Genomic DNA, 24165 nt, shown 5'->3' on the forward strand with positions numbered 1-24165 from the left:
ACGTCGCTCCGCTCAGGCCGACAGCAGGCCGAGCGCCTGCGCCGCGGTCATCGTCCGGACGCCGAGCGCGCGGGCGCGTTCGACGAAGGCGCCCGCACCGGCCTCGAAGCCGCCGACGGGGCTCATCGCATCCTCGATCAGCACGACGCGTCCGAGCCGCTCGGCGCTCATCTCGCCGAAGAGGTCCTCCGCCGTCGCGGCGACGCAATGGCTGCTGGCTTCCCCGGCGATGAAGGTCAGCCCCGGGAAGTCGACGATGCGGTCGACCAAGGCGCGGTGGGTCTGGGTGCGCGGGTCCGACGCGATCGGCACCTCGGCGCGCACGGCGCTGTACTGCTCGGTCATCGGGTTCTGGCCCTTGAGCACCTTCTCCACCGTGCGCAGCCGCGCGGCTTCCCAGCGGCCCAGCGCGGCGGCCAGCTCGGCATGGACGTTGTGGCCCCAGGTGCCCACGACGCAGTGCGTCGGCCAGACCATCAGGATGTACTTCTTCGGGCTGGCCTCGAGCGCGTCCAGGTAGGCCAGCACCGGTTCGCGCAGCGCGGCGTCGCGCGGGGCGAAGCGGCCGGCGCGGACGTCCTCGGCCTTGATCTGCGTGAACGGCGCGACCGGCTGGGGCGCCTCGCCGGTGCCGTCGTCGCCGGGCACCTGCCAGAACGCCGGCCGCTCGATCGCATAGACCGCGTGCGAGTCCAGCGTCACGACGATGTCGGCGATCGCGCCGCCCGCCTGGTCCACCAGCGCGGCCAGGCGCTTCATGTCCGCATCGGCGCCGGTCACCGGCAGCGTCGCGCCGGGGATGTCGCAGAAGTCGTTCTGCGGATCGACGATCAGCAGTTGCAGGGGCTGGATGCGTGGGGTGGTCATGAGAGCTCCGATTCCGTCCTTGTCATGTCGTGGCGTCAGCATAACCTACTTCGTGCTTGTTTGCACTAAGTGTCGAGGACCAATATCCGCTCCTCTTGCAACGAGGTGTTGCGCGGTGCATCAATGATTCCAGGATGCGTTCAACGCGATGGTTTGACGCACCGGATCGTTGCCGCCCATAATTCGTGCCTTTCCGCACTAAGAAGAAGAGCCGTGGATTTCGAACGCCCCATCGTCACCGTCGACATCGTGCTGCTCACGCTGCGCGAGGGCGTGCTGCAGGCGGGTCTGGTCCAGCGGGACCGGGAGCCGGCGCCCGGCGCCTGGACGCTGCCCGGCGGATGGGTACACACGGACACCGACCAGGACGCCGACGATGCCGCCGCCCGCATCCTGCGCGAGAAGGCCGGCCTCGTCTCGCCCTACCTGGAGCAACTGAAGACCTTCTCGGGCATGCATCGCGATTCGCGCGGGTGGTCCTTGTCGGTGAGCTATTACGCGGTCGTGCCGGTCGACGTGGACGCCGGCCTCGGCGAGCGCTTCCGCTGGGCCGCTGTCGACAGCCTGCGGTCCCTGCCCTTCGACCACGCGCAGATCCTGCGCACGGCGGTCGAGCGCGTGCGATCGAAGACCTTGTATTCGTCGCTGCCGGTGCACCTGATGCCGGCCGAGTTCACGCTCGGCGAATTGCAGCGCACCTACGAGCAGGTGCTCGACGCGGAACTCGACAAGCGCGGCTTCCGCCGCCGCATCGACGAGCTCGACGTGATCGAGGAGATCCCCGGCGCGTTCACCAGCGGCGGCAGCCACCGGCCGGCGCAGCTGTTCCGCAAGAAGGCGCATGCGCCGGCGCTGAAGACGGTGACGAGCAATCTGCCGGTCGGCTGAACGCGCGACGCCGGAGGACTCATCGTTGACGGGCAGGCTTGGCGGCCTTGGTCGCCTTGGTCGCCTTGGTCGTCTTGGTGGAGCTGGCGGGCTTGGAGAAGCGCGTTGCTTCGGCGAGCAGCCAGTCCCGGAATGCCTGCAGCCGCGGCGACGCGGCGCATTCGGCCCGATAGACGATGAAGTAGGCCAGCGCGGAGCGGCAGGCGATCGTCGGAAACAGCCGGACCAGGCGACCCGCGGCCAGGTCGTCCTGCGCCATGACGCCGCGGGCCAGCGCCACGCCCTGCCCTTCGCTCGCGGCCTGGAGGACGGCGGCGGCATTGTTGATGCGCAGTCCGCGCTTGCGGGCGCCCGACGGCACGCCCGCCTGCCTGAGCCAGTCGTCCCACGAGGTGGCCCCGTCGACGCCCTCCAGCGACAGGTCATGGATCAACGCCGCGCCCGCCAGGTCCCGCGGCGCGGCCAGCGGATGCCGCCGCGCGTAGTCGGGCGAGCAGACCGGGTACATCTCCTCGGCCAGCAGCTTCTCGGCGGTCAGGCCCGGCCACGCGCCCGCGCCGTAGCGCACCCCGATGTCGATCCCCTGCGCGAGGAAGTCGACGGACTTGTGGCTCGTCTCGAGGCGGACATCCGTGTCCGGCCACGCCGCCTGGAAGCGCTCGATGCGCGGCAGCAGCCACTTCGCCGCGAACGCGGGACTGATCGTCACCGTCAGCACACCCGAATGCGAGGCATCGCGCAGGATCTCCATGCCCAAGGCCAGCTTGTCGAACCCGGCCTGGATGTCGGGCAGCGCGCGACGGGCCGCATCGGTCGGGACCAGCCGCGCGCGACCGCTGGCCGCACGCAGGAAGAGCGGCGCGCCCAGCCAGTCCTCGAGACCGCGCACCAGTTGACCGACGGCGGCCGGCGTGACGTTCAGCTCGACACTCGCGGCCGAGAAGCTGCCGTGCCGGGCCGCGGCCTCGAAGGCCTTCAGGGCGTTCAGGAAGATGGGCGACTTCATCGTGCTGGAGAAGTTTTTCTTTGCGGCCCCGAAAGAATATCCGCTTTGCGGGAATCGCTGGCGAAGGCGAAGATCGTTCCATCGGGCCGCGCTGAAGCGCGGCCCACGACCCCGCAGAGCCCCGCATGCTTGTGAATGCCGATTTCGACAGACCCGCCCTCGTCACGCCGGACGACCATCGGTGGACGCCGTCGCCGCAGCGCGGCGTGTCGCGCGTGATGCTGGACCGCGTCGGTGCCGAGCAGGCCCGGGCGACCAGCCTGGTGCGCTATGACCGGGCGTCGGACTTCCCGAGTCACGCTCATCCAGGCGGTGAGGAGATCCTCGTCCTGGAGGGAACCTTCTCGGATGAGACCGGCGACTATCCGGCCGGGTGCTACCTCCGCAATCCGCCGGGCTCCGCCCATCGGCCGCGCAGCGCGGAAGGCGCCCTGATCCTGGTCAAGCTCCGGCAGATGGCGCCGGACGATGCGACGATCGTCCGCGTGAACACACAGGATCCCGCCAACTGGACGCAGGGGGACGGACGCAGCGTCTGTGCGCTGCATCGGCACGGCGACGAGACGGTCGATCTCATCGAGATCACCGCCGGCGCCGCCCTGCTGCCGCGCCATGTCGACGGCGCCGAGATCTTCGTCCTGCGGGGTGGTCTGCGCTGGGGCGATCGGACGCTCCCGCCGCAAAGCTGGCTGCGCCTGCCCGGTGGCGAGTACGCCGACCTTCGCGCGGGCGACGAGGGCCTCGTGGCCTATCTCAAGACGGGCGTCATCGCCCCCATCGTGTCGACGGCCGGCGAGCGTGGCGTCCCCGCCAGCCCGGCCGACAAGGAGTACCCGACGTGAGTCCCTTCGATTTTGATCTCGTGGTGATCGGTGGCGGTTCCGGCGGCGTGCGGGCCGCGCGGGTCGCGGCCCAGCACGGCGCGCGCGTCGCGATCGTGGAGAGCGCCAACTACGGCGGCACCTGCGTCCATCGCGGCTGCGTGCCGAAGAAGCTGCTGGTGCAGGCCAGCCGGTTTCCGCGGTCCGCAGCGTCGGCCCGGGGCTACGGCTGGGCGGCCGAGGTCGCCGACCTGGACTGGCGGCGGCTGATCGCGCACAAGGACACGGAGATCGACCGGCTCGAGGATGTCTACGAGCGCAACCTGCAGGGCGTCGGCGTCCAGACCTTCCATGCGCATGCGCGGCTCGTCGATGCCCACACGGTGCAGCTCGACGGCGACGAGCGCCGACTGACCGCGGCGCGCGTGCTCATCGCCACCGGGGGCCGGCCCGCGACGCTGGACATCCCGGGGAAGGAGTTCGCCATCACCTCGGACGAGGCCTTCCATCTGGACGCGCTGCCGCGGCGGGTGCTGGTCGTCGGCGGCGGCTACATCGCGGTGGAGTTCGCCGGCATCTTCCGCGGACTGGGCAGCGAGGTGGACCAGGTTGTCCGCGGCCCGCGGCTGCTGGGCGATTTCGACGAGGACATCGCGACGGTGCTGGCGCGTCACATGACGCAGCAAGGCATCCGTCTGCACCTCGGGCAGGAGCTCGCCCGCATCGACAAGGGGGCCACCGGCCTCGTCGTGACGACCTCGACGGGATCGCGGCTGGACGTCGATGCGGTCCTGCTGGCGGTGGGCCGCCGCGCCAACACGGACGAGCTGGGGTTGCAGGCCGTCGGCGTGGCGATGGACGATCGGGGCGCCATCGTGGTCGACGCGCTGGGCCAGACGAACATTCCGTCCATCCATGCCATCGGGGACGTCACCGACCGGCTGAACCTCACGCCGGTGGCGATCCGCGAAGGACAGGCCTACGCCGATCGCGTCTTCGGCGGGCTGGACGTCCCGGTGCTCGATCATGAGACCGTCCCGACCGCCGTCTTCACCAGCCCGGAGATCGGCGTGGTCGGCCTGACCGAGCAGGCCGCCCGGGCGCGCTACCCGGACCTCCGGGTGCTGACGACGACCTTCCGGGCGATGACGCTGGCCTTCGGCGGCTCGCCGGACCAGGTCTTCGTGAAGGTGCTGGTCGACCGTCCGACAGACCGGGTCCTCGGCGTCCATCTGCTCGGCGAAGGTGTCGCCGAGATGATCCAGTTCATCGCGGTCGCGCTGATCGCTGGCGCGACCTGGCAACACTTCCGCGCCACCGTCGCGCTGCATCCGACGATCGCCGAGGAGATCGTGACGCTCAAGGACTGAGCAAGGTCCGGACCGACGCTCGCATCAAGCTGCGCCCTGTCGACCCGGGCCTTGCCGACCTGCGCTTCATCGACCGCTCACCGCGCGCTCAACCCCTTGAGCAGCGCCTCGTGGAACTCCTTCGGCGACTCGACCTGCGGCGAGTGGCCCAGCGCCGGGAACTCGATCAGCGACGCGCCGGGAATCATCTTCGCCGTCGAGCGGCCGAGCGTCGCGTAGTCGCCCAGCGTCTCCGCGATCTCCTTGGGTGCGCGGACCGCGCCGGGCGCGGTGCGGTCCTTGCCGCCGATCATCAGCAGCGTGCGCACCCGCAGCCGCGGCAGTTCCTGCACCACCGGCTGCGTGAAGATCATCTCGGAGGTCTGCGCCTGGTTCCACGCGACCTGCTCGCGCCCCGGTCCCGCGTACTGGCCGGCGGACATGCGCACCCAGCGGTCGTACGCCGATTTCCACTGGCCGTTGTAATAGAAGCGCAGCTGGTAGGCCTTGATCGTCTCCGCCGTCGTCTTCAGTTCCTGCGCGTAGAGCTGGTCGATGCTCGCGTACGGCACGCCGGCGGCCTGCCAGTCTTCCAGGCCCAGCGGGTTGACGACGACGAGCTGCTCGACCTGCGTCGGATACGCGAGCGCGAAGCGCATCGCGAGCATGCCGCCCATCGAATGCCCGATCACCGTCGCCTTCGCGATGCCCAGCGACTGCAGCAGCGCCTGCGTGTTCGCCGCGAGCTGGTTGAAGCTGAACTGGTAGCCCGTCGGCTTGCTCGACGCGCAGAAGCCGATCTGGTCCGGCGCGATGACGCGGTAGCCCGCGCCGGCGAGCACGCTGATCGTCTGCTCCCAGGTCGCGCCGCAGAAGTTCTTGCCGTGCAGCAGCACGGCGGTCCGGCCGTTGGGCTGGCCGGTCGGCGCGACATCCATGTAGACCATCTCCAGCGCCTGCCGCTGCGTGGTCAGCTTGAAGCGCTGCTGCGGATGCGGGTAGTCGAAGCCTTCGAGACGCGCGCCGTAGGTCGGGAGGTCCTGCAGGGATGGCGCGGTCTTCGTGGCCGAGGCAGGTTGGGCGCCCTGCGCCTGCGCGATCGGGGCGAAGGCCGCGAGCGCTGCAACGGACAACACAGACAACACGGACGACACGGACAGGGCGGGCGACTTCTGCTTCACGAGAAACTCCAGTAGAGAGGGGAACGGCGCGCCGAAGCGAGCAAGTGTCGTTCCCTCTCCCGCCCGGTGCGTCCCGCAGGGCTTCAGCGCTGATCGAGATACCCGAAGCTGCCGTGATCCCGGATCTCCTCGGCGGCCAGTCGCGCGGCCTTCATCGCGTGCCGGAACAGCGACATCGCGAGGCTGACGCGCTTCACGCCCGCCTCGCCCAGCTCGCGCACGGTGAACGAGCGCCCCGGGATGCCCGCCATGAAGTTGACCGGCCGCGTCACCGACGCACAGACCCGGCGCACCGCCTCGAGGTCCGGCAGCAGCGGCGCGAACAGCACGTCGGCGCCCGCGCGCTCGAAGGCCTGCAGGCGGCGGATCGTGTCGTCCAGATCGTCGATGCCGTGGAGGAAGTTCTCCGAGCGCGCCGTGACCAGGAAGGGGAACGGCAGCGCGCGGGCCGCCGCCACCGCCGCGGCCACGCGCTCGACCGCGAGATCGAAGTCCAGGATCGGCGGTCCGCCCTCGCTCGACGAGTCCTCGATGGAGCCGCCGACCGCGCCCGCCTCCGCCGCGAGGCGGATCGTCAGCGCACAGTCCTCGGGCCGATGGCCGAAGCCGTTGCCCAGGTCGGCGCTCAGCGGCAGCGGCGTGGCGCCGGCCAGCAGCCGGACATGCGCGAGCGTCTCGTCACGCGTGAGCTGGCCGTCGCGCCGGCCGACGGCCTCGGCCGCCGCGGCGCTTGAGGTCGCCAGCGCGGGGAAGCCCGCTGCCTCCAGCATGCGCGCCGAGGCGATGTCCCACGCGTTCGCGATCACGAAGGGGCCGGGCCGTTCATGCAACGCGCGCAACGTGGCGGCCTTCGCGGCCAAGGTCTCGACCGATGTCTCGGGGGTGTGATCAGCAGTCGTGGACGGGGTGCTCATGGCGGGCCTCCTCGGTGGGTAGACGCCGGATGCTAGGCCGCGCTCCTGCCGCCGTCTGGCAGCAATCGGACCTGTTCCTCCGCCGCCGCTACCTCCAAAAGGGTGGTGGCGTCGCGACGATTCCCCTGCGAACGGGGCGATTCGCGCGACCAGCGCCCCCTAGGCCCCATCCACAATATTGCGAACCATTCGCATTTGCTAACGTATCGCGTTACGCCGAATTCCTGACTCCCCGTCCCCGGTCCATCTCATGTCCATCACCGCCTTCCGCGGCGCAGCGCCGCGCCTGTCCCTGATCTCCCTGTCCGTCCTGGCACTGCTGGCGCCGCTCGCGGCCCGCGCGCAGTCCGCGTCCGCGTCCGCCGACGCCCCAGCGGCCGACGCGGCTTCCCCACGACCCAGGCGACCGCCGGCGGCGCACCGCAGAAGAAGCTGCTGGACGAGGTCGTCGTCACCGGCGTGCGCAAGAAGACCTTCGCGGCGGAGACCGTGCGCGTCGGCGCCTTCCGCGACCAGGATCCGCTGGACGTGCCGCTGACCAACAGCGTGATGTCGCGCGACCTGCTGGACGCGCAGGCGGCGCAGGGCCTGTTCGACGCGCTGAAGAACACCGCCGGCGTGACCCGCTCGCAGGTCAGCGGCTCCACCTACGACAACCTCTCCATCCGCGGGATCATTGTCGAGAACCGCAGCAACTACCGCCTCAACGGCAACCTGCCCGTCGTCAACCTGATCGATATCCCGCTCGAGAACAAGGAGCAGGTCGAGGTCCTCAAGGGCGCGTCGTCGATGTACTACGGCATGGTGCCGCCGTCGGGCATCGTCAACTTCGTGACCAAGCGCGCCGGCCCGGCGCCGGTGACCTCGCTGACCACCACCGTCAACGACCATGGCGGCGCCAAGGTCCACATGGACATCGGCCGGCGCTTCGGCGAGGACGACAGCGTGGGCCTGCGCGTCAACGCCGCGACCAGCAAGGAAGAGACCGGCATCGCCCGCTACAAGGGCGACCGCGACGTGCTGACCCTGGCGGCGGACTGGCGCGCGACGTCCTGGGCCAACTTCAAGCTGGACGTCGAGCATTACCGCAAGAACACCAGCGAGCAGGCCGGCATCCAGCTGCCCGCCGCGGTGAACGGCGTGATCACGCTGCCGCGCGTGCCGGACAACAAGACCAACCTCGCGCCCGAGTGGGCCCGCTACGACGCGCAGGCCAACAACGTGCTGCTGCGCGGCGACTTCGGCCTGAGCGAGAACTGGGTGCTGAGCGTCGAGACCGGCCGCGCCCAGACCGAACGCGACCGCAACAACACGACCTTCATCAACTACAACCCGCAGACCGGCGCCGGCACCGCCAGCGTCAACACGCTGAAGGGCCAGAAGTACACCAACACCAACCACCGCGTGGAGGCGATCGGCCGCTTCGACACCTTCGGCATCGGCCATGAGCTGACCTTCGGCACGACCTACAACCGGCGCGAGTCCGCCGGCTGGACCAGCGGCACGGCGACCGCGCCGCAGAACCTGTATGCGCCGGTCGACATCGCCCAGCTGAACCCGACGCTGCGCCAGGCCGGCTTCCCGTCGGAGATCAACGACCGCGGCCTGTACGCCTTCGACCGCGTCTCCGTCGGCGAGCAGTGGCAGTTCCTGGCCGGCGTGCGCAAGACCGTCTACCGCAGCGAGGCGACCAGCCCCACCGCGCCGGTCAGCATCTACCGCGCCGACAAGGTCACGCCCAACTTCTCGGTGATGTGGAAGCCGATGAAGAACCTGAGCGTCTACGGCAGCGTGCTGCGCGGCCTGGAAGAGACCGGCACCGCGCCGCTGACCGCCGACAACGCCGGCCAGGTGCTGGCGCCTGCGGTGAGCAAGCAGCGCGAGCTGGGCGTGAAGGCGCGCGTGGGCGAGGTGCTGCTGCAGACCGCGGTGTTCCAGACGGACCGCGCGCTGACGACCACCATCAACCGCGTCTACCAGATCGGCGGCGAGGCGCGTTACCGCGGCCTGGAGTTCTCCGCCAGCGGCGAGATCGGCCGCGACTTCGCGATCGTGGCCTCGGCGCTGCTGCTCGACGCCGAGATCACCAAGGTCGGCACGACCAACGCGGCCGAGCTGGGCCAGTCGCCGGAGAACACGCCGAAGAACACGCTGAGCCTGTTCGGCGAGTACCGCGTGCCGATGGTGCCGGGCCTGTCGCTGAACGCCGGCGTGTACCACTTCGGCAAGCGCGCGGTGAACAACCTCAACCAGGGCTGGGTCGACGCGTACGAGACGCTCTCGATCGGCGCGCGCTACCAGTTCCGCGTCATGGACAAGGCGGTCAACCTGCAGGCCAACGTCGACAACCTGACCGACAAGAACTACTGGAGCACCGCCGGCAACAACCTGCTGGGCGTCGGCGCGCCCCGCACGGTGCGCCTGACCGCCAAGGTGGACTTCTGACCGCCCGATCGCAGCACCGCGGGAGCGACGAACCATGGCTCTGATGACTGCGCGCCGCGTCTGGATGTGGCTGCACCGCTGGATGGGGCTGACGCTGGGGATGCTGCTGGCCGCGGCGGCGCTGCTCGGCTCGCTGATGACGGTGCTGCGTCCGCTCGACGAGGCCATGCATCCGGAGCTCTTCCGCGCGCCCGCGCACGATGCGACGCAGGCCGTCGTCGCGTCGAGCACGCCGTTCGAGACGCTGAGACGCCGCGTGGCCGATGAATTCGGCCCGAAGGCGACGATGACGATCCGTCCGCCCCGCGAAGACGGCGAGTCGCTGCGCGTGGCGGTGCGCTCGCCGGGCTGGGCAGGCACGGTCTACCTGGACCCGGTCAGCGTCGTCGAACTGGGCCGGCGCGGCGAGACGGAAGGCGTCGCCAACGTCGTCTTCGAGCTGCACAGTGAGCTGCTGCTCGGCGACACCGGCAAGGCGACGCTCGCCTTCACGGCGCTGGCCTACCTCCTGCTGCTGCTCACCGGCCTGATCCTGTGGTGGCCGATGAACGCGGCGCAGTGGAAACACGCCTTCAAGCTGAAGCTGGACAAGGGCACAACCCGCAGCCTGTTCGACCTGCACCGTTTCGGCGGCGCGGTGCTGGGCCTGCTGATCACCGTGACGGTCGCCAGCGGCGCGTGGATGGCCTACCGGCCCATCGGCGGCTGGCTCAACACGCTGGTCGGCGACGTCGCGACCAAGCCGCCCAAGATCGAGAAGACCGCGGGTGAGCGCGTGCCGCTGGACCTGGTCGTCGCCGAGGCCCGCATGCGCTGGCCCGGCGCGATGCTCGGCTTCGTCCAGCTGGGCGCCGCGGACACGCGGCCGATCCGCCTGCGCTTCAAGCTCGCGGGCGATCCGCATCCGAACGGGCTGTCCTCGATCTGGGCACATCCGGTCGACGGCCGCGTGCTCGGCCAGCAGCGCTGGGACGACCTCGACCTCGCCGTGCGCGCCACGGCATGGATCTATCCGCTGCATGCGGGCGAGCTCTTCGGACTGCCCAACCGCGTGATCACCGGCCTGCTCGGCCTGGTGCTGTCCGGCATGGGCGTCACCGGCGCGTGGCTGTGGTGGCGCCGGCGGCGCTGAATCGCTGAATCGCTGAGGCGCTGGTCCGCTGAAGCGTTGGGCCGCAGGGCTCAGGGCTCAGGGCTCAGGGACGGATCAACTCGTCGATGCACTTCGCGACCAGCGCGCTGTCGGCGTCGAAGTAGTGCGTGTGCGCGCCCGCGCCGACGCAGAGATCCTTGCGGGGTGGCACGTCGAGCACCGCCGCGCCCGCCGAGTAGAACCCGGGCTGCTGCTCGGCCGACGGCGACGCCGGCTCCCAGATCCAGCGTCCGACGTAGTCGCCGGCGGCAAAGGTGTTGGTCCACCGGTCGATCCCCAGCTCGTCCAGCGACGGCCCGGTCCGGACCCAGTGGTAGAGGTCGGGGAAGCGCGCCGCATAGAGCTGGCGCAGCGGACTGCCGGCGGTGAACAGGTGGACCTCGATGTCCTGCAGCCACTGCCCCAACTGGCCGGCCCGGCTGGCCGGATCGCGCATCGCGCGGTAGGTCAGGTAGCGCAACAGGTCCGCGGTGATGACCGTGCCCTGGCTGTGCGACACGATCACCACGCGCGATGCGCCGTCCCGCTTCAGGTGCTCCAGCAGCGCCACGTAGCGCGCGAAGATGCGGGCGCGCGGGATCGCGTTCCGCGGGAACTCGCGCAGGTAGTTGTCGACGTCCAGCATCGCGTCCAGCGGGGCGCGCAGCCAGGGCGCATATTTGGACAGCGTTCTTCCGAACAGCGTCAACGCGCCCAGCGCCGACACCGAGCCGATCACGAACGGCGCCAGCAGCGACTGGGACGCGAAGCCGGTGCCGGTGATGGCCTGCTTCAGGTCCGCCGCCGTGAACGGCGGCACCAGGCGCAGCAGGTCCAGCAGGTAGACGCCGCCGATGTAGGTGGTGGCCAGCGCGCTCGCGATCGCGAGCAGCGCGATGAAGTCCTCGAGCCGCTCGTAGCCGCCGGTCAGCCAGCGTCCCAGGTTGCCCGCGGTCCCCACACCCCGCTGCAGCTCGGCCAGCACGCTGGGCAGCAGCGACACCAGCACATAGGCCACCAGCGCCAGCAGCAGCATCGCCACCAGGAAGAAGGTCGCCGTGCTGTAGACATACCGCAGCGTCAGGAAGCTCTCCGCCGGCAGCGCGCGGACCAGGTCGGCGGCGCGGTGCTGGAAGCCCCAGGTATCGGTGGCCACCTCGAACTGCAGGTCGAACAGCCACGGCCGGTAGCCCCACTTGCCGGCCGCGCGCTCCAGCACCTGGTGCCCGGCGGCCCAGATCACCATGCCCACGGCGGTGAACGAGGTGACGGACACGAACAGCCCCAGCCGCGCCGTCGCGACGCTGGCCCGCGCCGCGTCGCCGAGCCCGGCCTGCCGCACGCCGTACCAGGTCCACGGCACCAGCAACGCCGCGGCGGCGATCCACCAGACATAGGTGCCCATCAGCATCAGCTCGAAGGCGCGCAGCGCCGCGGCGGTCCACCAGATCCAGAGGTCCTGCCACGGCGGGAAACCGAGCATGACGGCCGCGATGGTGACGAGGCTCGCCGCCAGGAAGACCCGGCCGATCAGCCGCGTCGCGACGAAGCGCCGGTCCGCGAGCGTCAGGCCGGCGTCGCACAGCAGCGCGAGCGCGGCCAGCACGAGGAGGCCCAGCACCCAGGCGGCGGCGAACAGCTTCAGCACGAACGCCGCGCCTCCCGCCGCCAGGAGCAGCAGGCCGCGCCCGGGCATCGATCGCACGTGGCGATAGATCAGCCACCAGAAGCCCAGGGCCGGCAGGCCCACGGCGAGCAGGGTCCGGACGCGTTCCGCCGTCTCGCCCCGCGGATCGTCGTTCAGCACCGACATCACGACGATGAAGGTCCCCAGCAGCAGCGCCTGCAGGAACAGCTGGGACAGCAGGTGGGCGAAGGACCAGTCCAGCGCCGTCTGCAGCCAGGACAGCCGCGCCCAGCCCCGGCGGATGCCCGCGGGCGCGCCGGCCGCGTCGGCGGCGTGCCGCGCCTGGTCGATCGTGTCCCGCGCCAGCTTGGACAGCCGGAACAGGATGGTGAACAGCTCGGTGAGGATGCTCGGCAGCGCGCTCGACAGCCGCGACAGGTCGGCCCAGTACATCTCGTGCAGGTCCACCTGCTGCGAGGTCCGCGCCTGCGGATCCTCGCGGGTCATGCGGATCCGCTGGCTTTCCACGGCGTCGGTCCCGGCCCGGCCGCGCTGCGCCTTGAAGAGCAGGTAATCGGTAAAGGCGATGCCCAGGTCCGGCTCGCCCTTCAACGGGTCGCCCGGCGCCTGCGAGGTCGCGCCCTTGGCCGCATGCGCGGACCGGATCGTCGCCTGGTAATGCAGGGCCTTCGCCCGGTCCTGCCCGTCTCCCTGCGCCGAGGCGTCCATCCAGCCGGTCCGCTGGAAGTCCGACCGCAGCGACTGCCGCAGCGCCGTCATCGGCGACGGCCGCTCCCCGGGATCGCAGGCGGCCGGCACGCAGCCTTCGAGGACCGGGACCTGGAGCAGCAGACAGTCGCAGGTCCCGTCGCGGTACCGCACCTGCCCGGGCGGACGCGCGGTCAGCAGCGCCGCCAGCGCATGCACCGTGGCGCCCGTCGCCTGGTCCGCGACGCCGTGCACGGCGACCACCGCCACGCGCGGACCGGCGGCGTGGACGGCCTCCGCTCCTTCGTCCGCGCCAGGCGTCCCGCGCTCCGCCGTCTTTCCTGCCGTCTTCCCCGGCTCCGCCCGTGGGCCCGGCCCTGGCTCGGTCATGGCATCCCCCTTCCAGGTCCTCAGGATGGTGCGCCGCGCGCGCGGTGTCATCCCCCGTGGAAGGGACAGGCGCCGGCAGCTTTTTCCGATGCGGGACACCGCCGAGCAAGACCCGGCCCCGGCCCCCGCGAACGGGCGTCCCCGACGACGGCGACGGACTCCCCCGTCCCCGGGACTCCCATCTGCCCCGATCGTGCGCCACCGCCTCCCTCACCCCGGTGCGCCCCATCTGATGCCGCTGTACCACCTGCCGCCTTCGCCCATCCCGCCGTCACCGGTCGGGATGCCCGCCATGCCCGCCGGACTGTCCCTGTCCGCCGACCTCACCGACCCCGCCACCTCCCCGCCGACGCCCGAAGCGCCGGGCGTGCGCGCCCTCGAACGGCGCTGGGCGCGCGCCATCGCCGCGCATGCGCTGTGGTCCCGCCAGGCGCCCGTCGTGCCGCTGCTGCTGGACTGGCTGCGCGACGCCGAACCCATCGCCCGCGCGCTCGGCCCGGCGATGTGGCGGCACTTCGCACAGCATCTGTTGCAGCACGCCAGCACCCGCGACCTGCGCGCGATGGGGCTGGACGAGCGCGTCGAGTCCCGCGTGTGGAGCTCCTGGCCCGAATGGCGGACGGCGGGCTTCCGCATCGCCGACGCGCCGGGACGGCTGCACCGGGCCGTCGTCTGGTGGGAGGACGGGCGGACGCCCGAGTACCCCGACACCGACCGCGTCTTCGAGATGCCCTACGGCGCGGCGCTCTGGCTCGACGGCCGGCTGCTGCCCTATCCGCAGGAGCTGACCTTCGGCTGCTCGATCAACGGTTCGGGGAGTGGATCGACGACCGCTACTTCGTCGTCGACGTCGACGGCCCGCCGGAGCATCCCGACTATGTCGAGGAACTCGCCAACGGCCGGGGCTCGGTGCTGAGCCTGCTGGTCGTCGACGCCCGCCGCCGCAGCTGCCACCTGTTGAATCCCCGCGCCCATGAGCCGTGGCTGCGTCCGCGCATCACCGTGCAGGACGACGGCCGCTGGCGCATCGACTCCGGTGTCGACGCCGGCGATGCCGACGCGCTGTACGACGAGGATGCGGACCGGCCCGCCGTGCCCTCGCGCCTGATGCTGCCGTCGGATCTGCCGCCGGCCTCCATCGAAGCCGAGATCCCGGACGACGAGGCCGAGCCCCGCTCGTTCGCGCCGGCCTGGCGTCATGTCGTCGATGCGTGGAACGCGGACCGCGACCGGCTGGTGGGCCTGCTCGGGGAGATGAACTACGAACTGGCCCTGGACAGCTTCCGGGACGCCGCCCTGGGCTGGTGAGGCCGATGCGCCGCGGCCACCTCGCGGCAGCAGCTCATGAACTGCTCCGCCGCCGGCGACGGGCGGCGGTTGCGCAAGGTCAGCAGGCCGACCGGCGGCAGCTCGATCGGCACGTCGATCGGCAGGGCCTTCGCCAGGCCCTCCTTCGCGAGGTAGCGCGCGACGTTGTCCGCCACGAAGGCCGCCGCGCCGCGCTGGCGCAGGAAGGTCAGCGTGACCAGGAAGGACGCGCTCTCGACGATGTCGCTCGGCGGATCCAGCTGCTGTGAATAGAACATCTGGTTCAGCTTGATCCGCGACGAGGCCCACGGGGGCGGCATCACCCATGGCATGCGCGCCAGCTCGGCCCACGGAGGCTGCTTCGTCTTGCGGGCCGTCGCCAGCGGATGGTCCGGGCGCACGACGATGCGCATCGCCTCCTCGACCAGCGGCTCGGTCGCCAGGTCCGGCGACGCGTAACCCGGCTCCAGCCGCGCGACGATCACGTCGAGCTCGCCCACGCGCAGCCGCGGCAGCAGGCGCGTCAGGTCGCCCTCCTCGATGTGGACGGTCGTCAGCGACGAATGACGCTTGAGCCGCTCGACCGCGCCGGCCACCAGCCCCGGCGTCGCCACCACCATCGCGCCGACGCTCACGCGTCCCGCCGCGCCGCTGGCCACCGCGTCGATCTCGTCGCGGGTGCGGGCGAAGTCCGACAGCACCGACCGCGCGAAGCGCACCACCGCCTCGCCGAACGGCGTCGGTTCGGTGCCGCGCGTGGAGCGCGTGAACAGGTCCAGCCCGAACATGCGCTCGACCTCGGCCAGCGACTTGGACACCGCCGGCTGCGTCTGCGACAGGAACTCCGACGCACGCCCGAGGTGGCGGAACTGGTCGAGCGCCACCAGCATCTGCAGGTGGCGCAGCTTCAGGTTGGAACGGAGGACGCGGTCGATCTGGCTCATGGGCCCATCTTAGAAGCCCGGCGGCCCTTCATTCCGTTCATGACATGAAGGCAGTCCAGTTCTTCAATTGAGCCGCATGGAGCGGATGCCCACAATGCATCGCACAGAGACCTTGCGGCCGTTGCCCGATCCCTCACCCGATCGGCCCCATCGCCCAACGAGGCCCCAGCCCACGAGTCCGATCGGTGCGAGCATCGATCCCGAGCCAGGAGACAAGACATGACCATCCGCATGGACCGCCGCCGCGTCCTGCTCGCCGGCGCCGCCGGCCTCGGCGCCAGCGCCCTCGCGCTGCCGCGCCTGGCGAATGCCGCCGCGTATCCCGCCGAGCGCGCCATCACCTTCATCTGCCCCTGGCCCGCCGGCGGCACCGCCGACGTGACGATGCGCTCGCTGTGCCTGGCCGCGGGCAAGGTCCTCGGCCAGACCATCATCATCGAGAACCGCGCCGGTGCCTCCGGCATGCTCGGCACCAAGGTGCTGTCGACGTCCAAGCCCGATGGCTACACGATCGGCCAGGTGCCCATCTCGGTGACCCGTTTCGCGCAGCTGCGCACCGTGCAGCTCGATCCGCTCAAGGACTTCACCTACCTCGCCCGCGTCAACGGCCAGACCTTCGGGCTGGTGGTGCGCGCCGACTCGCCGTGGAAGACCCTGGCCGAGTTCGTCGGCGCCGCCAAGGCCAAGCCCGGGATGATCAACTACGGCAGCGCCGGCATAGGCGGCGCCACCCACGTCGGCATGGAGGAGTTCAACCTGCTCGCCGGCATCCAGCTGAACCACATCCCGTACAAGGGCGGCGCGCCGGCGCTGCAGGACCTGCTCGGCGGCCAGGTGGACGCGGTGGCGGACTCCACCTCGTGGGCCCCGCACGTCAAGTCCGGCAAGCTGCGCCTGCTGGTCACCTGGGGCGCGACGCGCACCAAGGACTTCGCCAACGTGCCCACGCTCAAGGAAGCCGGCTACGACCTGGTCGTCGACGCGCCCAACGGGATCGGCGCCCCCAAGGGCATGGACCCGGCGGTCGTTGCCAAGCTGCGCGACGCGTTCCGCAAGGCGGCCGCGGATCCGGATTTCATTGCCACCTGCGACCGCATCGACTCGCCGGTGATGTACCTCGACCAGCCCGACTACGAGAAGTACATCGCCGCCACCTACCGCAAGGACACGCAGCTGATCGAGCGCCTGAAGCTGCGCGAACTGCTGGCGAAGGGCTGAGCATGACGTCGACCTCGGCCGGCGCCACCACCTCCGACGCGGTCGCGGCCGCATCGGCCGCGATGGCGACCTCGTCGCCGCTGCTGCGCCTGCATCGCGACGACAACGTCCTGATCGCGCGCCAGGTGCTGACGCTGGGCCAGGAGCTGCCGGAATTCGGTCTGCGCCTGAAGGCGCAGGTCCCCGCCGGCCACAAGATCGCGGCGCGTCGCATCGCGGCGGGTGAACCGATCCGCAAGTACAACGCCGTGATCGGCGTCGCCGCGCGCGACATCGAACCCGGCGACTACGTGCACGCGCACAACATCGCGCTGGTGGAGTTCGACCGCGATCCGGCCTTTGGCGCCGATGTGAAGCCGGTGGACTATCTGCCCGAGTCGGAGCGCGCCACCTTCATGGGCATCGTGCGCGCCGACGGCCGCGTGGCGACGCGCAACTTCATCGGCATCCTGGCGTCGGTGAACTGCTCGTCGACGGCGATCAATCGCATCGCCGAGCACTTCACCCCGGAGCGTCTGAAGGACTATCCGAACGTCGACGGCGTGGTCGCCTTCGCGCAGACCACCGGTTGCGGCATGTCGTCGCCGAGCCCCCACTTCGACCTGCTGCGCCGCACGATCGCCGGGTATGCGAAGCATCCCAACCTGGGCGGCGCGCTGATCGTCGGCCTGGGCTGCGAGCGCAACCAGGTCGCCGGCCTGATGGAGTCGCAACACCTGGTCCCCGGCGAGACGCTGAAGACGCTGGTGATGCAGGACACCGGCGGCACGCGCGCCACGATAGCGGCCGGCATCCGCGCCGTCGAGGCGATGCTGCCCATCGCCAACCGCGTGACGCGGCAGCCGGTCAGCGCCGCACACCTGAAGATCGGCCTGGAGTGCGGCGGCTCGGACGGCTTCTCCGGCATCGGCGCCAACCCGGCGCTGGGCGCGGCGATGGACATCCTCGTGCGCCACGGCGGCACCGCCATCCTGTCGGAGACGCCGGAGATCCACGGCGTCGAGTACATGCTCACCCGCCGCGCGGTCACGCCCGAGGTCGGGCAGAAGCTGCTCGACCGGCTGGCCTGGTGGGAGGAGTACACCCGCGGCCAGAACGGTCAGTTCAACGGCGTCGTCGGCCCGGGCAACCAGGCGGGCGGGCTGGCCAACATCTTCGAGAAGTCGCTGGGCTCCGCGATGAAGGGCGGCACCACGCCGCTGCAGGAAGTCTACGAATACGCCGAGCCCATCGAGCAGTCGGGCTTCGTGTTCATGGACTCGCCGGGCTACGACCCGGTGGCCGTCACCGGCCAGATCGCCAGCGGCGCCAACCTCATCTGCTTCACCACCGGGCGCGGCTCGATGTTCGGCTCCAAGCCTGCGCCGACGATCAAGCTGGCCAGCAACACGCCGATGTTCACGCGCCTCGAAGAGGACATGGACATCAACTGCGGCCTCGTCATCGACGGTGCGCTGACCATCGAGCAGATGGGGCAGCAGATCTTCGAGCACATCCTGCGCTCGGCGTCGGGCGAGCCGACCAAGAGCGAGCTGCTCGGCCTCGGCGATCACGAGTTCGTGCCCTGGCATCTGGGCATCGTGAGCTGAGCCTTCCCCTTCCTGACCCTGAGGTCTCCATGCAGACGCAGAACCACATTGCCGGTCGCTGGTGCGACGCGGCCGCGGGCGACCGCTTCCCGGTCCTCGATCCCGCCGATGACAGCCTCATCACCGAGGTGCCCGACAGTCGCGCCGACGATGCGCTCGCCGCGGTCGACGCCGCGCACGCCGCCTTCGCCGGCTGGCGCACGGTGCCGGCCAAGCAGCGCGCCGCCATCCTCAAGCGCTGGAACGATCTGATCCTGCGCGATCAGGACCGGCTCGGCGCACTGATCTCGCAGGAGCAAGGCAAGCCGCTCGCGGAGGGCCGCGCCGAGGTCGCCTATGCGGCGAGCTACGTCGAGTGGTTCGCCGAGGAAGCGACGCGCTCGAACGGCGAGGTCATCCCCGCGCCGGTGCAAGGCCGTCGTATGCTCGCGCTGCGCGAGCCGGTCGGCGTCGTCGCCGCGATCACGCCGTGGAACTTCCCGGCCGCGATGATCGCCCGCAAGATCGCGCCGGCGCTGGCCGCCGGCTGCACCGTCGTCGCCAAGCCGGCCGAGGACACGCCCCTGACCTCGCTCGCGCTGGTGGCACTGGCCGTCGAGGCCGGTCTGCCGCCGGGCGTGCTCAACATCGTGTGCGCCTCGCGCGAGCGCACGCCGGAAGTCGTCGACGTCTGGCTGGCCGACGCGCGCGTCCGCAAGATCACCTTCACCGGCTCGACGCCGGTCGGCAAGCACCTGGCGCGTGAATCCGCGTCGACGCTGAAGAAGCTGTCGCTGGAGCTCGGCGGCAACGCCCCCTTCATCGTCTTCGACGACGCCGACGTCGATGCGGCCGTCGAAGGCCTGATGGCGGCCAAGTTCCGCAACGGCGGCCAGACCTGCGTGTGCCCGAACCGCGTGTTCGCGCAGGCGGGCATCCACGACCTGTTCGTCGAGAAGCTCGCGGCCCGCGTTCGGGCGCTGAAGGTCGGACCGGCCAGCCGTCCCGACTCGCAGATCGGTCCGATGATCAACGCCCGTGCGCTGGACAAGATCGAGCGCCACGTCGACGACGCCGTCGAGCACGGCGCCCTGGTCATCACTGGCGGCGAGCGCGTGCGCAACAAGATCGCGACCGGCCCCAACTACTTCGCCCCGACCGTGCTGACCGGCGCGACGACGGCGATGCTGCTCTGGCACGAGGAGACCTTCGGTCCCGTCGTGCCGGTGTTCCGCTTCGAGCACGAGGACGAGGTCGTCGCCGCGGCGAACGACACGCCGTTCGGCCTGGCGGCCTACTTCTACACGCGGGACATCGCCCGCGCCTGGCGCGTCGCCGACGCGCTGGAGAGCGGCATCGTCGGCCTCAACGAGGGCGCGATCGCGGCCGAGTCCGCGCCCTTCGGCGGCGTCAAGGAATCCGGCTACGGCCGCGAGGGTTCCACGCACGGGCTCGACGACTACCTCCACATCAAGTACGTTTGCCAGGGCGGACTGTCGTGAGCGCCTCCGGCCACTCGACGAACGCTTCGACGCCTGCTGCCATGAGCGCCTCCATGAACTTCTCCAACACCTTCAAGCAGGGCCTGGCCGCGCGCCGGCCGCAGGTCGGCCTGTGGCTGTCGATGGCGCAGGCTTACAGCGCCGAAGTCTGCGCGACCGCCGGTTTCCAGTGGCTGCTGATCGACGGCGAGCACGCGCCCAACGAGCTCACCAGCACGCTGCAGCAGCTGCAGGCCGTGGCGCCCTACCCGGCGCACCCGGTGGTGCGCGCGGTCAACGCGGACAAGGACGGCATCAAGAAGCTGCTCGACATCGGCGTGCAGACGCTGCTGGTGCCGATGATCGACACCGCCGAGCAGGCGGCTGCAGTGGTCTCGGCGACGCGTTATCCGCCGCTGGGCGTGCGCGGCGTCGGTGCCGCGGTCGCCCGTGCGTCGCGCTGGGGCCTGCGTCGCCAGTACCTCGATGAAGCCGACAGCGAGGCTTGCGTGCTGGTGCAGGCCGAGACCGCGACGGCGCTGAAGAACCTCGCGGCGATCTGCGCCGTGGACGGCGTCGACGGCGTGTTCATCGGGCCGGCGGACCTCGCGGCCTCGATGGGCCATCGCGGCAATCCGACGCACCCGGAAGTCCAGGCGGCCATCGACAACGCGATCCGCACCATCGTCGCCAGCGGCAAGGCTGCCGGCACGCTGACCGGCGACGCGAAGCTCGCGCGGCACTACCTGTCGCTGGGCGCGACCTTCGTGGCCGTGGGCATCGACGTCACGCTGCTCGCACAGGCCACGCGGCGGCTTGCGGCAGACTTCGACCTGGCCCCGCCGTTGCCGGCTCCGACCGGCTCGCCCTACTGAACGCACTGAACGCACCGTCGCGCGCGGACCGTTGAACCTCCCGGACGGCCTCCGCCGCGCGCCTTCTGATCTCCGTTGAAAGCACGACCATGAGCAAGACGTACAAGATCGCCGTCATCCCCGGCGACGGCATCGGCAAGGAAGTGATGCCCGAGGGCCTGCGCGTGCTGGACGCCGCCGCGAAGCGCTTCGGCATCCAGTTCGAGTTCACCCACATCGAGTGGGCCAGCTGCGACTACTACGCCGAGACCGGCCAGATGATGCCGGACGACTGGAAGGCGCAGCTGGAAGGCCAGGACGCGATCTTCTTCGGCGCGGTGGGCTGGCCGGCGACGGTGCCGGACCACATCTCGCTGTGGGGCTCGCTGCTGAAGTTCCGCCGCGAATTCGACCAGTACATCAACCTGCGTCCGGTGCGCCTGTTCGAAGGCGTGCCCTGCCCGCTGGCCAACCGCAAGCCGGGCGAGATCGACTACTTCGTCGTGCGCGAGAACACCGAGGGCGAATACACCAACCTCGGCGGCGTGATGTACGCGGGCACGGATCGAGAGATCGTGATCCAGGAATCGGTCTACTCGCGCTTCGGCGCGGACCGGGTGCTGAAGTACGCGTTCGACCTGGCGCAGAGCCGGGATCGCAAGCACCTGACGGTCGCGACCAAGAGCAACGGGATCGCGATCTCGATGCCGTGGTGGGATGGGCGCGCGGACGCGGTCGGCGCGGGGTATCCGTCGGTCACCGTGGACAAGCAGCACATCGACATCCTGAGCGCGCGCTTCGTGCTGCAGCCGGGGCGTTTCGACGTGGTGGTCGCGTCCAACCTGTTCGGCGACATCCTGTCGGACCTGGGACCGGCGACCACCGGCACGATCGGCCTGGCGCCGTCGGCCAACCTGAATCCGGAGCGCAACTTCCCGTCGCTGTTCGAGCCGGTGCACGGCTCGGCGCCGGACATCTACGGCAGGAACATCGCCAACCCGGTCGCCATGATTTGGTCCGGCGCGCTGATGCTGCAGTTCCTCGGCGAGCAGGACGCGCATGACGCGATCCTGAAGGCGATCGAAAAGACGCTGGCGTCGGGTCCACGCACGGGCGACCTGGGTGGCACGGCCAACACCACGGAGATGGGCAAGGCGATCGCTGAGCTGATCTGAGTCGGTGTTACTCCCTCTCCCGCTTGCGGGAGAGGGTGGGGGTGAGGGCCAGCTGCCGTCGCACCCCCTCAACCCCAGGCTTGCGTACTTCCACCGCCGCTGGCCCTCACCCCTGCCCTCTCCCGCAAGCGGGAGAGGGAGTAAGAGGCTCAGCGCGCAGGCAGGCAGGCAGGCAGGCAGGCAGGCAGGCAGGCAGAAGCTACAGCCAGCCGGCCTTTCTGAAGCGCCAGAAGAGCACGCCGCAAGTCGCGGCGATGACGCCGAGCGCGACGGGATATCCGAAGCGCCATTTCAGCTCCGGCATGACTTCGAAGTTCATGCCCCAGATGCCGGCGAACGCTGTGGCCGCCGCGAAGATCCCGGCCCACGCCGCGAGGCGCTTGGTGGTTTCCGAATCCTCGATCGCCGCCATCGACAGGTGGACCTGGATCACCGTCGTCGCGGTATCGCGCAGCGAGTCGAGCGCCGACTGCATGCGCTCCAGGTGGTCGTAGACATCGCGGAAGTACTCGCGGGTGTCCTCGCAGACCGGCGGCACGCGGCCGCGCACCAGCTTGCCGACGGCATCCAGCAAGGGCGACACGGCGTGCTTGACCACGGTCACGCGCTGCTTGAGTTCATAGACCCGGCGGATGTTCTCGCGCGTGACGCCCGGCTCGAAGATCTGCGACTCGATCGCCTCGAGTTCGGTCTCCAGCGCCTCGATCACCGGGAAGTAGCGGTCCACGATCGCATCCATGATCGCGTACATCACGAAGCCGGGACCGCGCTTGAGCATGTGCGGCTCCTTCTCCGCGCGGGCGCGCACGCCCAGCAGGCTCTGCGCGACGCGGTTGCGGATCGACAGCACGAAGTTGTTGCCGACGAAGATGGACACCTCGCCGGTGCAGAGTTCGTCGGTCGGCGTGAACTGCACGGTCTGCATGACGGCGAACAGCGTGTCGCCGTACTCCTCGACCTTGGGCCGCTGCTGGCCGTGCAACGCGTCCTCGACGGCGAGCTCATGCAGGTCGAACTCCTCCTTCATCGCGAGGACCTCGTCGGTCGACGCGTCGCGCAGGGCGACCCAGACGAAGCAGTCGGGCAGCTTGAGGTAGTCGCTGATCTCTTCCGGCTGGATATCGGCCAGCCGGCGGCCGTCGCGGTAGGCGACGCAGTTGATGAGCATGGGGATGTCTCGCTTGTTCTTGAATGCAGAAACGCTCAGGGCGAGCGTAGCCCGTCCGGCATCAAGGTCGCATCAAGAGAAACCGAGGGGAAGCCGCCCAGTTCGGGGGCTCAGCCGGGCAGCAGTTCCAGCACCTCGTCGCCGAGGCCGTCGCGCTCGCCGGTGGGCCGCCAGCCGAGCCGCCGGTAGAAGCCGTGCGAGCGATGCGCCGGGTTGTCCGAGCAGCCGAGGAACAACCGCTGATGGCCCAGCCCGCGCAGATGCGCGACGGTGCGCTCCAGCAGCGCGCGTCCGAGACCGTGGCCCTCGTGTTCGGGCAGCAGCGCGAGCACGACGATCTCGCCGCTGCCGGCGTCCCCGAAGCAGTAGCCCGCCAGCACGCCTCCGGCCTCGGCGACGAAGCCCGGCAGTTCGCCGTCGCGGACCTGGCCGGACCAGGACGCCTCCGTGATGCCGAGTTCAGCCAGACGGGCCGCGGGCACGGCGTTCTCACGCGTCCGGCCGCGCAGGGCGATGCAGGCGGCGATGTCGGCAGGCACGGCGGAGCGGATGAAGAAGCTCATGGGTCTTCGCAGTTCAGCAGGTCGAGATAGGCGGTGTACACGAAGATCGGCTCGCCGGCCGTTCCGCATAGCCGGCGGATCAATCCGAGATCCATCAGCACCGACGCGCGGCATCCCGCGGCGCACCTGGTCGATCCCATGCTCCAGGGCGGACACGTAGCAGGACACCTCCCGCGCATCGTCCAAGGGCAGGCCGGGCGCGCCTTCCGCCTCGTACAGCATCAGGTCCGCCAGCGAGGACTGGGTGCCCTCGATCCGAGACGACAGCACCGCTTCCTTGCGGATGTAGCTGTACAGCAGGACGGAGGGGGCCGGCATCAGCGCCGACATCCCATCCAGCCGGCCCAATGCGAGGTTCGCGAGGTCCAGGCAGTGCTCGAGGTCCATGTCGAGGATCAGGGAGGGTCGCGGCGGCAGCGGCGTGGGCACAAAGGCCTGGCACACCTCGCCACCGGCAATCGAATATTCATGGCACCCAGCAATTCCGCGTCGCATACGGACTCCGTCGTGAAGAAGCCCGCGATGCTCCGCTTCCCAGCGGAACATTCAATGACCGCG

Annotated in this window: 20 protein-coding genes; 12 read left to right on the forward strand and 8 right to left on the reverse strand. The window is 70.2% G+C overall.

Annotated features, from left to right (window positions below; all coding sequences use genetic code 11):
• Window positions 1–12: 12 nt before the first annotated feature.
• Window positions 13–867 carry a cysteine hydrolase gene (locus ACQ859_RS27520; protein WP_431263645.1) on the reverse strand — a complete coding sequence of 285 codons (855 nt, stop codon included), beginning with the start codon at window positions 865–867 and terminating at the stop codon, window positions 13–15.
• Between the two features lie 213 nt (window positions 868–1080).
• On the opposite strand from ACQ859_RS27520, the gene ACQ859_RS27525 reads away from it, so the two are divergent.
• Window positions 1081–1755: an NUDIX hydrolase gene (locus ACQ859_RS27525; protein ID WP_431260734.1), complete on the forward strand. Its 675-nt coding sequence runs from the start codon at window positions 1081–1083 to the stop codon at window positions 1753–1755.
• A 19-nt stretch (window positions 1756–1774) separates the two neighbouring features.
• On the opposite strand, the gene gcvA is transcribed toward ACQ859_RS27525, so the two are convergent.
• On the reverse strand, window positions 1775–2761 hold the full coding sequence (gene gcvA, locus ACQ859_RS27530) for a transcriptional regulator GcvA (protein ID WP_431263646.1): 987 nt from the start codon (window positions 2759–2761) through the stop codon (window positions 1775–1777).
• Window positions 2762–2886: 125 nt separating this feature from the next.
• Between gcvA and ACQ859_RS27535 the strand changes: the two genes are divergently transcribed.
• Window positions 2887–3603: a cupin domain-containing protein gene (locus ACQ859_RS27535; RefSeq protein ID WP_431263647.1), complete on the forward strand. Its 717-nt coding sequence runs from the start codon at window positions 2887–2889 to the stop codon at window positions 3601–3603.
• Complete coding sequence (gene gorA / locus ACQ859_RS27540; RefSeq protein WP_431263648.1) at window positions 3600–4952, forward strand: glutathione-disulfide reductase; 1353 nt, start codon at window positions 3600–3602, stop codon at window positions 4950–4952. Before ACQ859_RS27535 ends, gorA begins: the two co-directional genes overlap by 4 nt.
• 77 nt (window positions 4953–5029) lie before the next feature.
• Here the strand turns inward: gorA and ACQ859_RS27545 are convergent, their stop codons facing one another.
• Together ACQ859_RS27545 and ACQ859_RS27550 are read right to left on the reverse strand one after the other, a co-directional pair.
• Window positions 5030–6112 (reverse strand): alpha/beta fold hydrolase, encoded by a 1083-nt coding sequence (locus ACQ859_RS27545; RefSeq protein ID WP_431263649.1) that lies wholly within the window; start codon window positions 6110–6112, stop codon window positions 5030–5032.
• A gap of 83 nt (window positions 6113–6195) precedes the next feature.
• The gene (locus ACQ859_RS27550) at window positions 6196–7026 is read right to left on the reverse strand and encodes an isocitrate lyase/PEP mutase family protein (RefSeq protein WP_431263650.1); all 831 of its coding nucleotides are present in this window, start codon (window positions 7024–7026) and stop codon (window positions 6196–6198) included.
• 459 nt (window positions 7027–7485) lie between these two features.
• Here ACQ859_RS27550 and ACQ859_RS27555 point away from each other — a divergent pair, with 459 nt between their 5' ends.
• A complete protein-coding gene (locus ACQ859_RS27555) occupies window positions 7486–9471 on the forward strand; it encodes a TonB-dependent receptor (RefSeq protein WP_431263651.1) in 1986 nt (661 codons plus the stop codon).
• A 34-nt stretch (window positions 9472–9505) separates the two neighbouring features.
• A complete protein-coding gene (locus ACQ859_RS27560; RefSeq protein ID WP_431263652.1) occupies window positions 9506–10603 on the forward strand; it encodes a PepSY-associated TM helix domain-containing protein in 1098 nt (365 codons plus the stop codon).
• Between the two features lie 64 nt (window positions 10604–10667).
• On the opposite strand, the gene ACQ859_RS27565 is transcribed toward ACQ859_RS27560, so the two are convergent.
• Window positions 10668–13208: a hypothetical protein gene (locus tag ACQ859_RS27565; protein WP_431263653.1), complete on the reverse strand. Its 2541-nt coding sequence runs from the start codon at window positions 13206–13208 to the stop codon at window positions 10668–10670.
• 412 nt (window positions 13209–13620) lie between these two features.
• Here ACQ859_RS27565 and ACQ859_RS27570 point away from each other — a divergent pair, with 412 nt between their 5' ends.
• Complete coding sequence (locus tag ACQ859_RS27570) at window positions 13621–14244, forward strand: hypothetical protein (RefSeq protein WP_431263654.1); 624 nt, start codon at window positions 13621–13623, stop codon at window positions 14242–14244.
• Window positions 14238–14636 (forward strand): hypothetical protein, encoded by a 399-nt coding sequence (locus ACQ859_RS27575; RefSeq protein WP_431263655.1) that lies wholly within the window; start codon window positions 14238–14240, stop codon window positions 14634–14636. Before ACQ859_RS27570 ends, ACQ859_RS27575 begins: the two co-directional genes overlap by 7 nt.
• Here the strand turns inward: ACQ859_RS27575 and ACQ859_RS27580 are convergent.
• Window positions 14588–15580 carry a LysR substrate-binding domain-containing protein gene (locus ACQ859_RS27580; RefSeq protein ID WP_431263656.1) on the reverse strand — a complete coding sequence of 331 codons (993 nt, stop codon included), beginning with the start codon at window positions 15578–15580 and terminating at the stop codon, window positions 14588–14590. The genes ACQ859_RS27575 and ACQ859_RS27580 overlap by 49 nt on opposite strands.
• A 219-nt stretch (window positions 15581–15799) precedes the next feature.
• On the opposite strand from ACQ859_RS27580, the gene ACQ859_RS27585 reads away from it, so the two are divergent.
• The 5 genes from ACQ859_RS27585 (at window position 15800) to ACQ859_RS27605 (ending at window position 21876) form a co-directional block, all read left to right on the forward strand.
• Window positions 15800–16798 (forward strand): tripartite tricarboxylate transporter substrate binding protein, encoded by a 999-nt coding sequence (locus ACQ859_RS27585; protein WP_431263657.1) that lies wholly within the window; start codon window positions 15800–15802, stop codon window positions 16796–16798.
• Between the two features lie 62 nt (window positions 16799–16860).
• A complete protein-coding gene (locus ACQ859_RS27590; protein ID WP_431266672.1) occupies window positions 16861–18387 on the forward strand; it encodes a UxaA family hydrolase in 1527 nt (508 codons plus the stop codon).
• Between the two features lie 29 nt (window positions 18388–18416).
• Window positions 18417–19868, forward strand: coding sequence for an NAD-dependent succinate-semialdehyde dehydrogenase (locus ACQ859_RS27595; RefSeq protein ID WP_431263658.1), 1452 nt, complete (start codon window positions 18417–18419; stop codon window positions 19866–19868).
• Window positions 19869–19921: 53 nt separating this feature from the next.
• A complete protein-coding gene (gene hpaI / locus ACQ859_RS27600; protein ID WP_431266673.1) occupies window positions 19922–20722 on the forward strand; it encodes a 4-hydroxy-2-oxoheptanedioate aldolase in 801 nt (266 codons plus the stop codon).
• Window positions 20723–20811: 89 nt separating this feature from the next.
• On the forward strand, window positions 20812–21876 hold the full coding sequence (locus ACQ859_RS27605) for a tartrate dehydrogenase (protein WP_431263659.1): 1065 nt from the start codon (window positions 20812–20814) through the stop codon (window positions 21874–21876).
• Between the two features lie 199 nt (window positions 21877–22075).
• On the opposite strand, the gene corA is transcribed toward ACQ859_RS27605, so the two are convergent.
• Complete coding sequence (gene corA / locus ACQ859_RS27610; RefSeq protein ID WP_431263660.1) at window positions 22076–23044, reverse strand: magnesium/cobalt transporter CorA; 969 nt, start codon at window positions 23042–23044, stop codon at window positions 22076–22078.
• A gap of 110 nt (window positions 23045–23154) precedes the next feature.
• On the reverse strand, window positions 23155–24153 hold the full coding sequence (locus ACQ859_RS27615) for a GNAT family N-acetyltransferase (protein ID WP_431263661.1): 999 nt from the start codon (window positions 24151–24153) through the stop codon (window positions 23155–23157).
• Window positions 24154–24165: the final 12 nt, after the last annotated feature.

This window comes from Roseateles chitinivorans (genome assembly GCF_050632235.1).
Classification (GTDB): domain Bacteria; phylum Pseudomonadota; class Gammaproteobacteria; order Burkholderiales; family Burkholderiaceae_C; genus Roseateles; species Roseateles chitinivorans_A.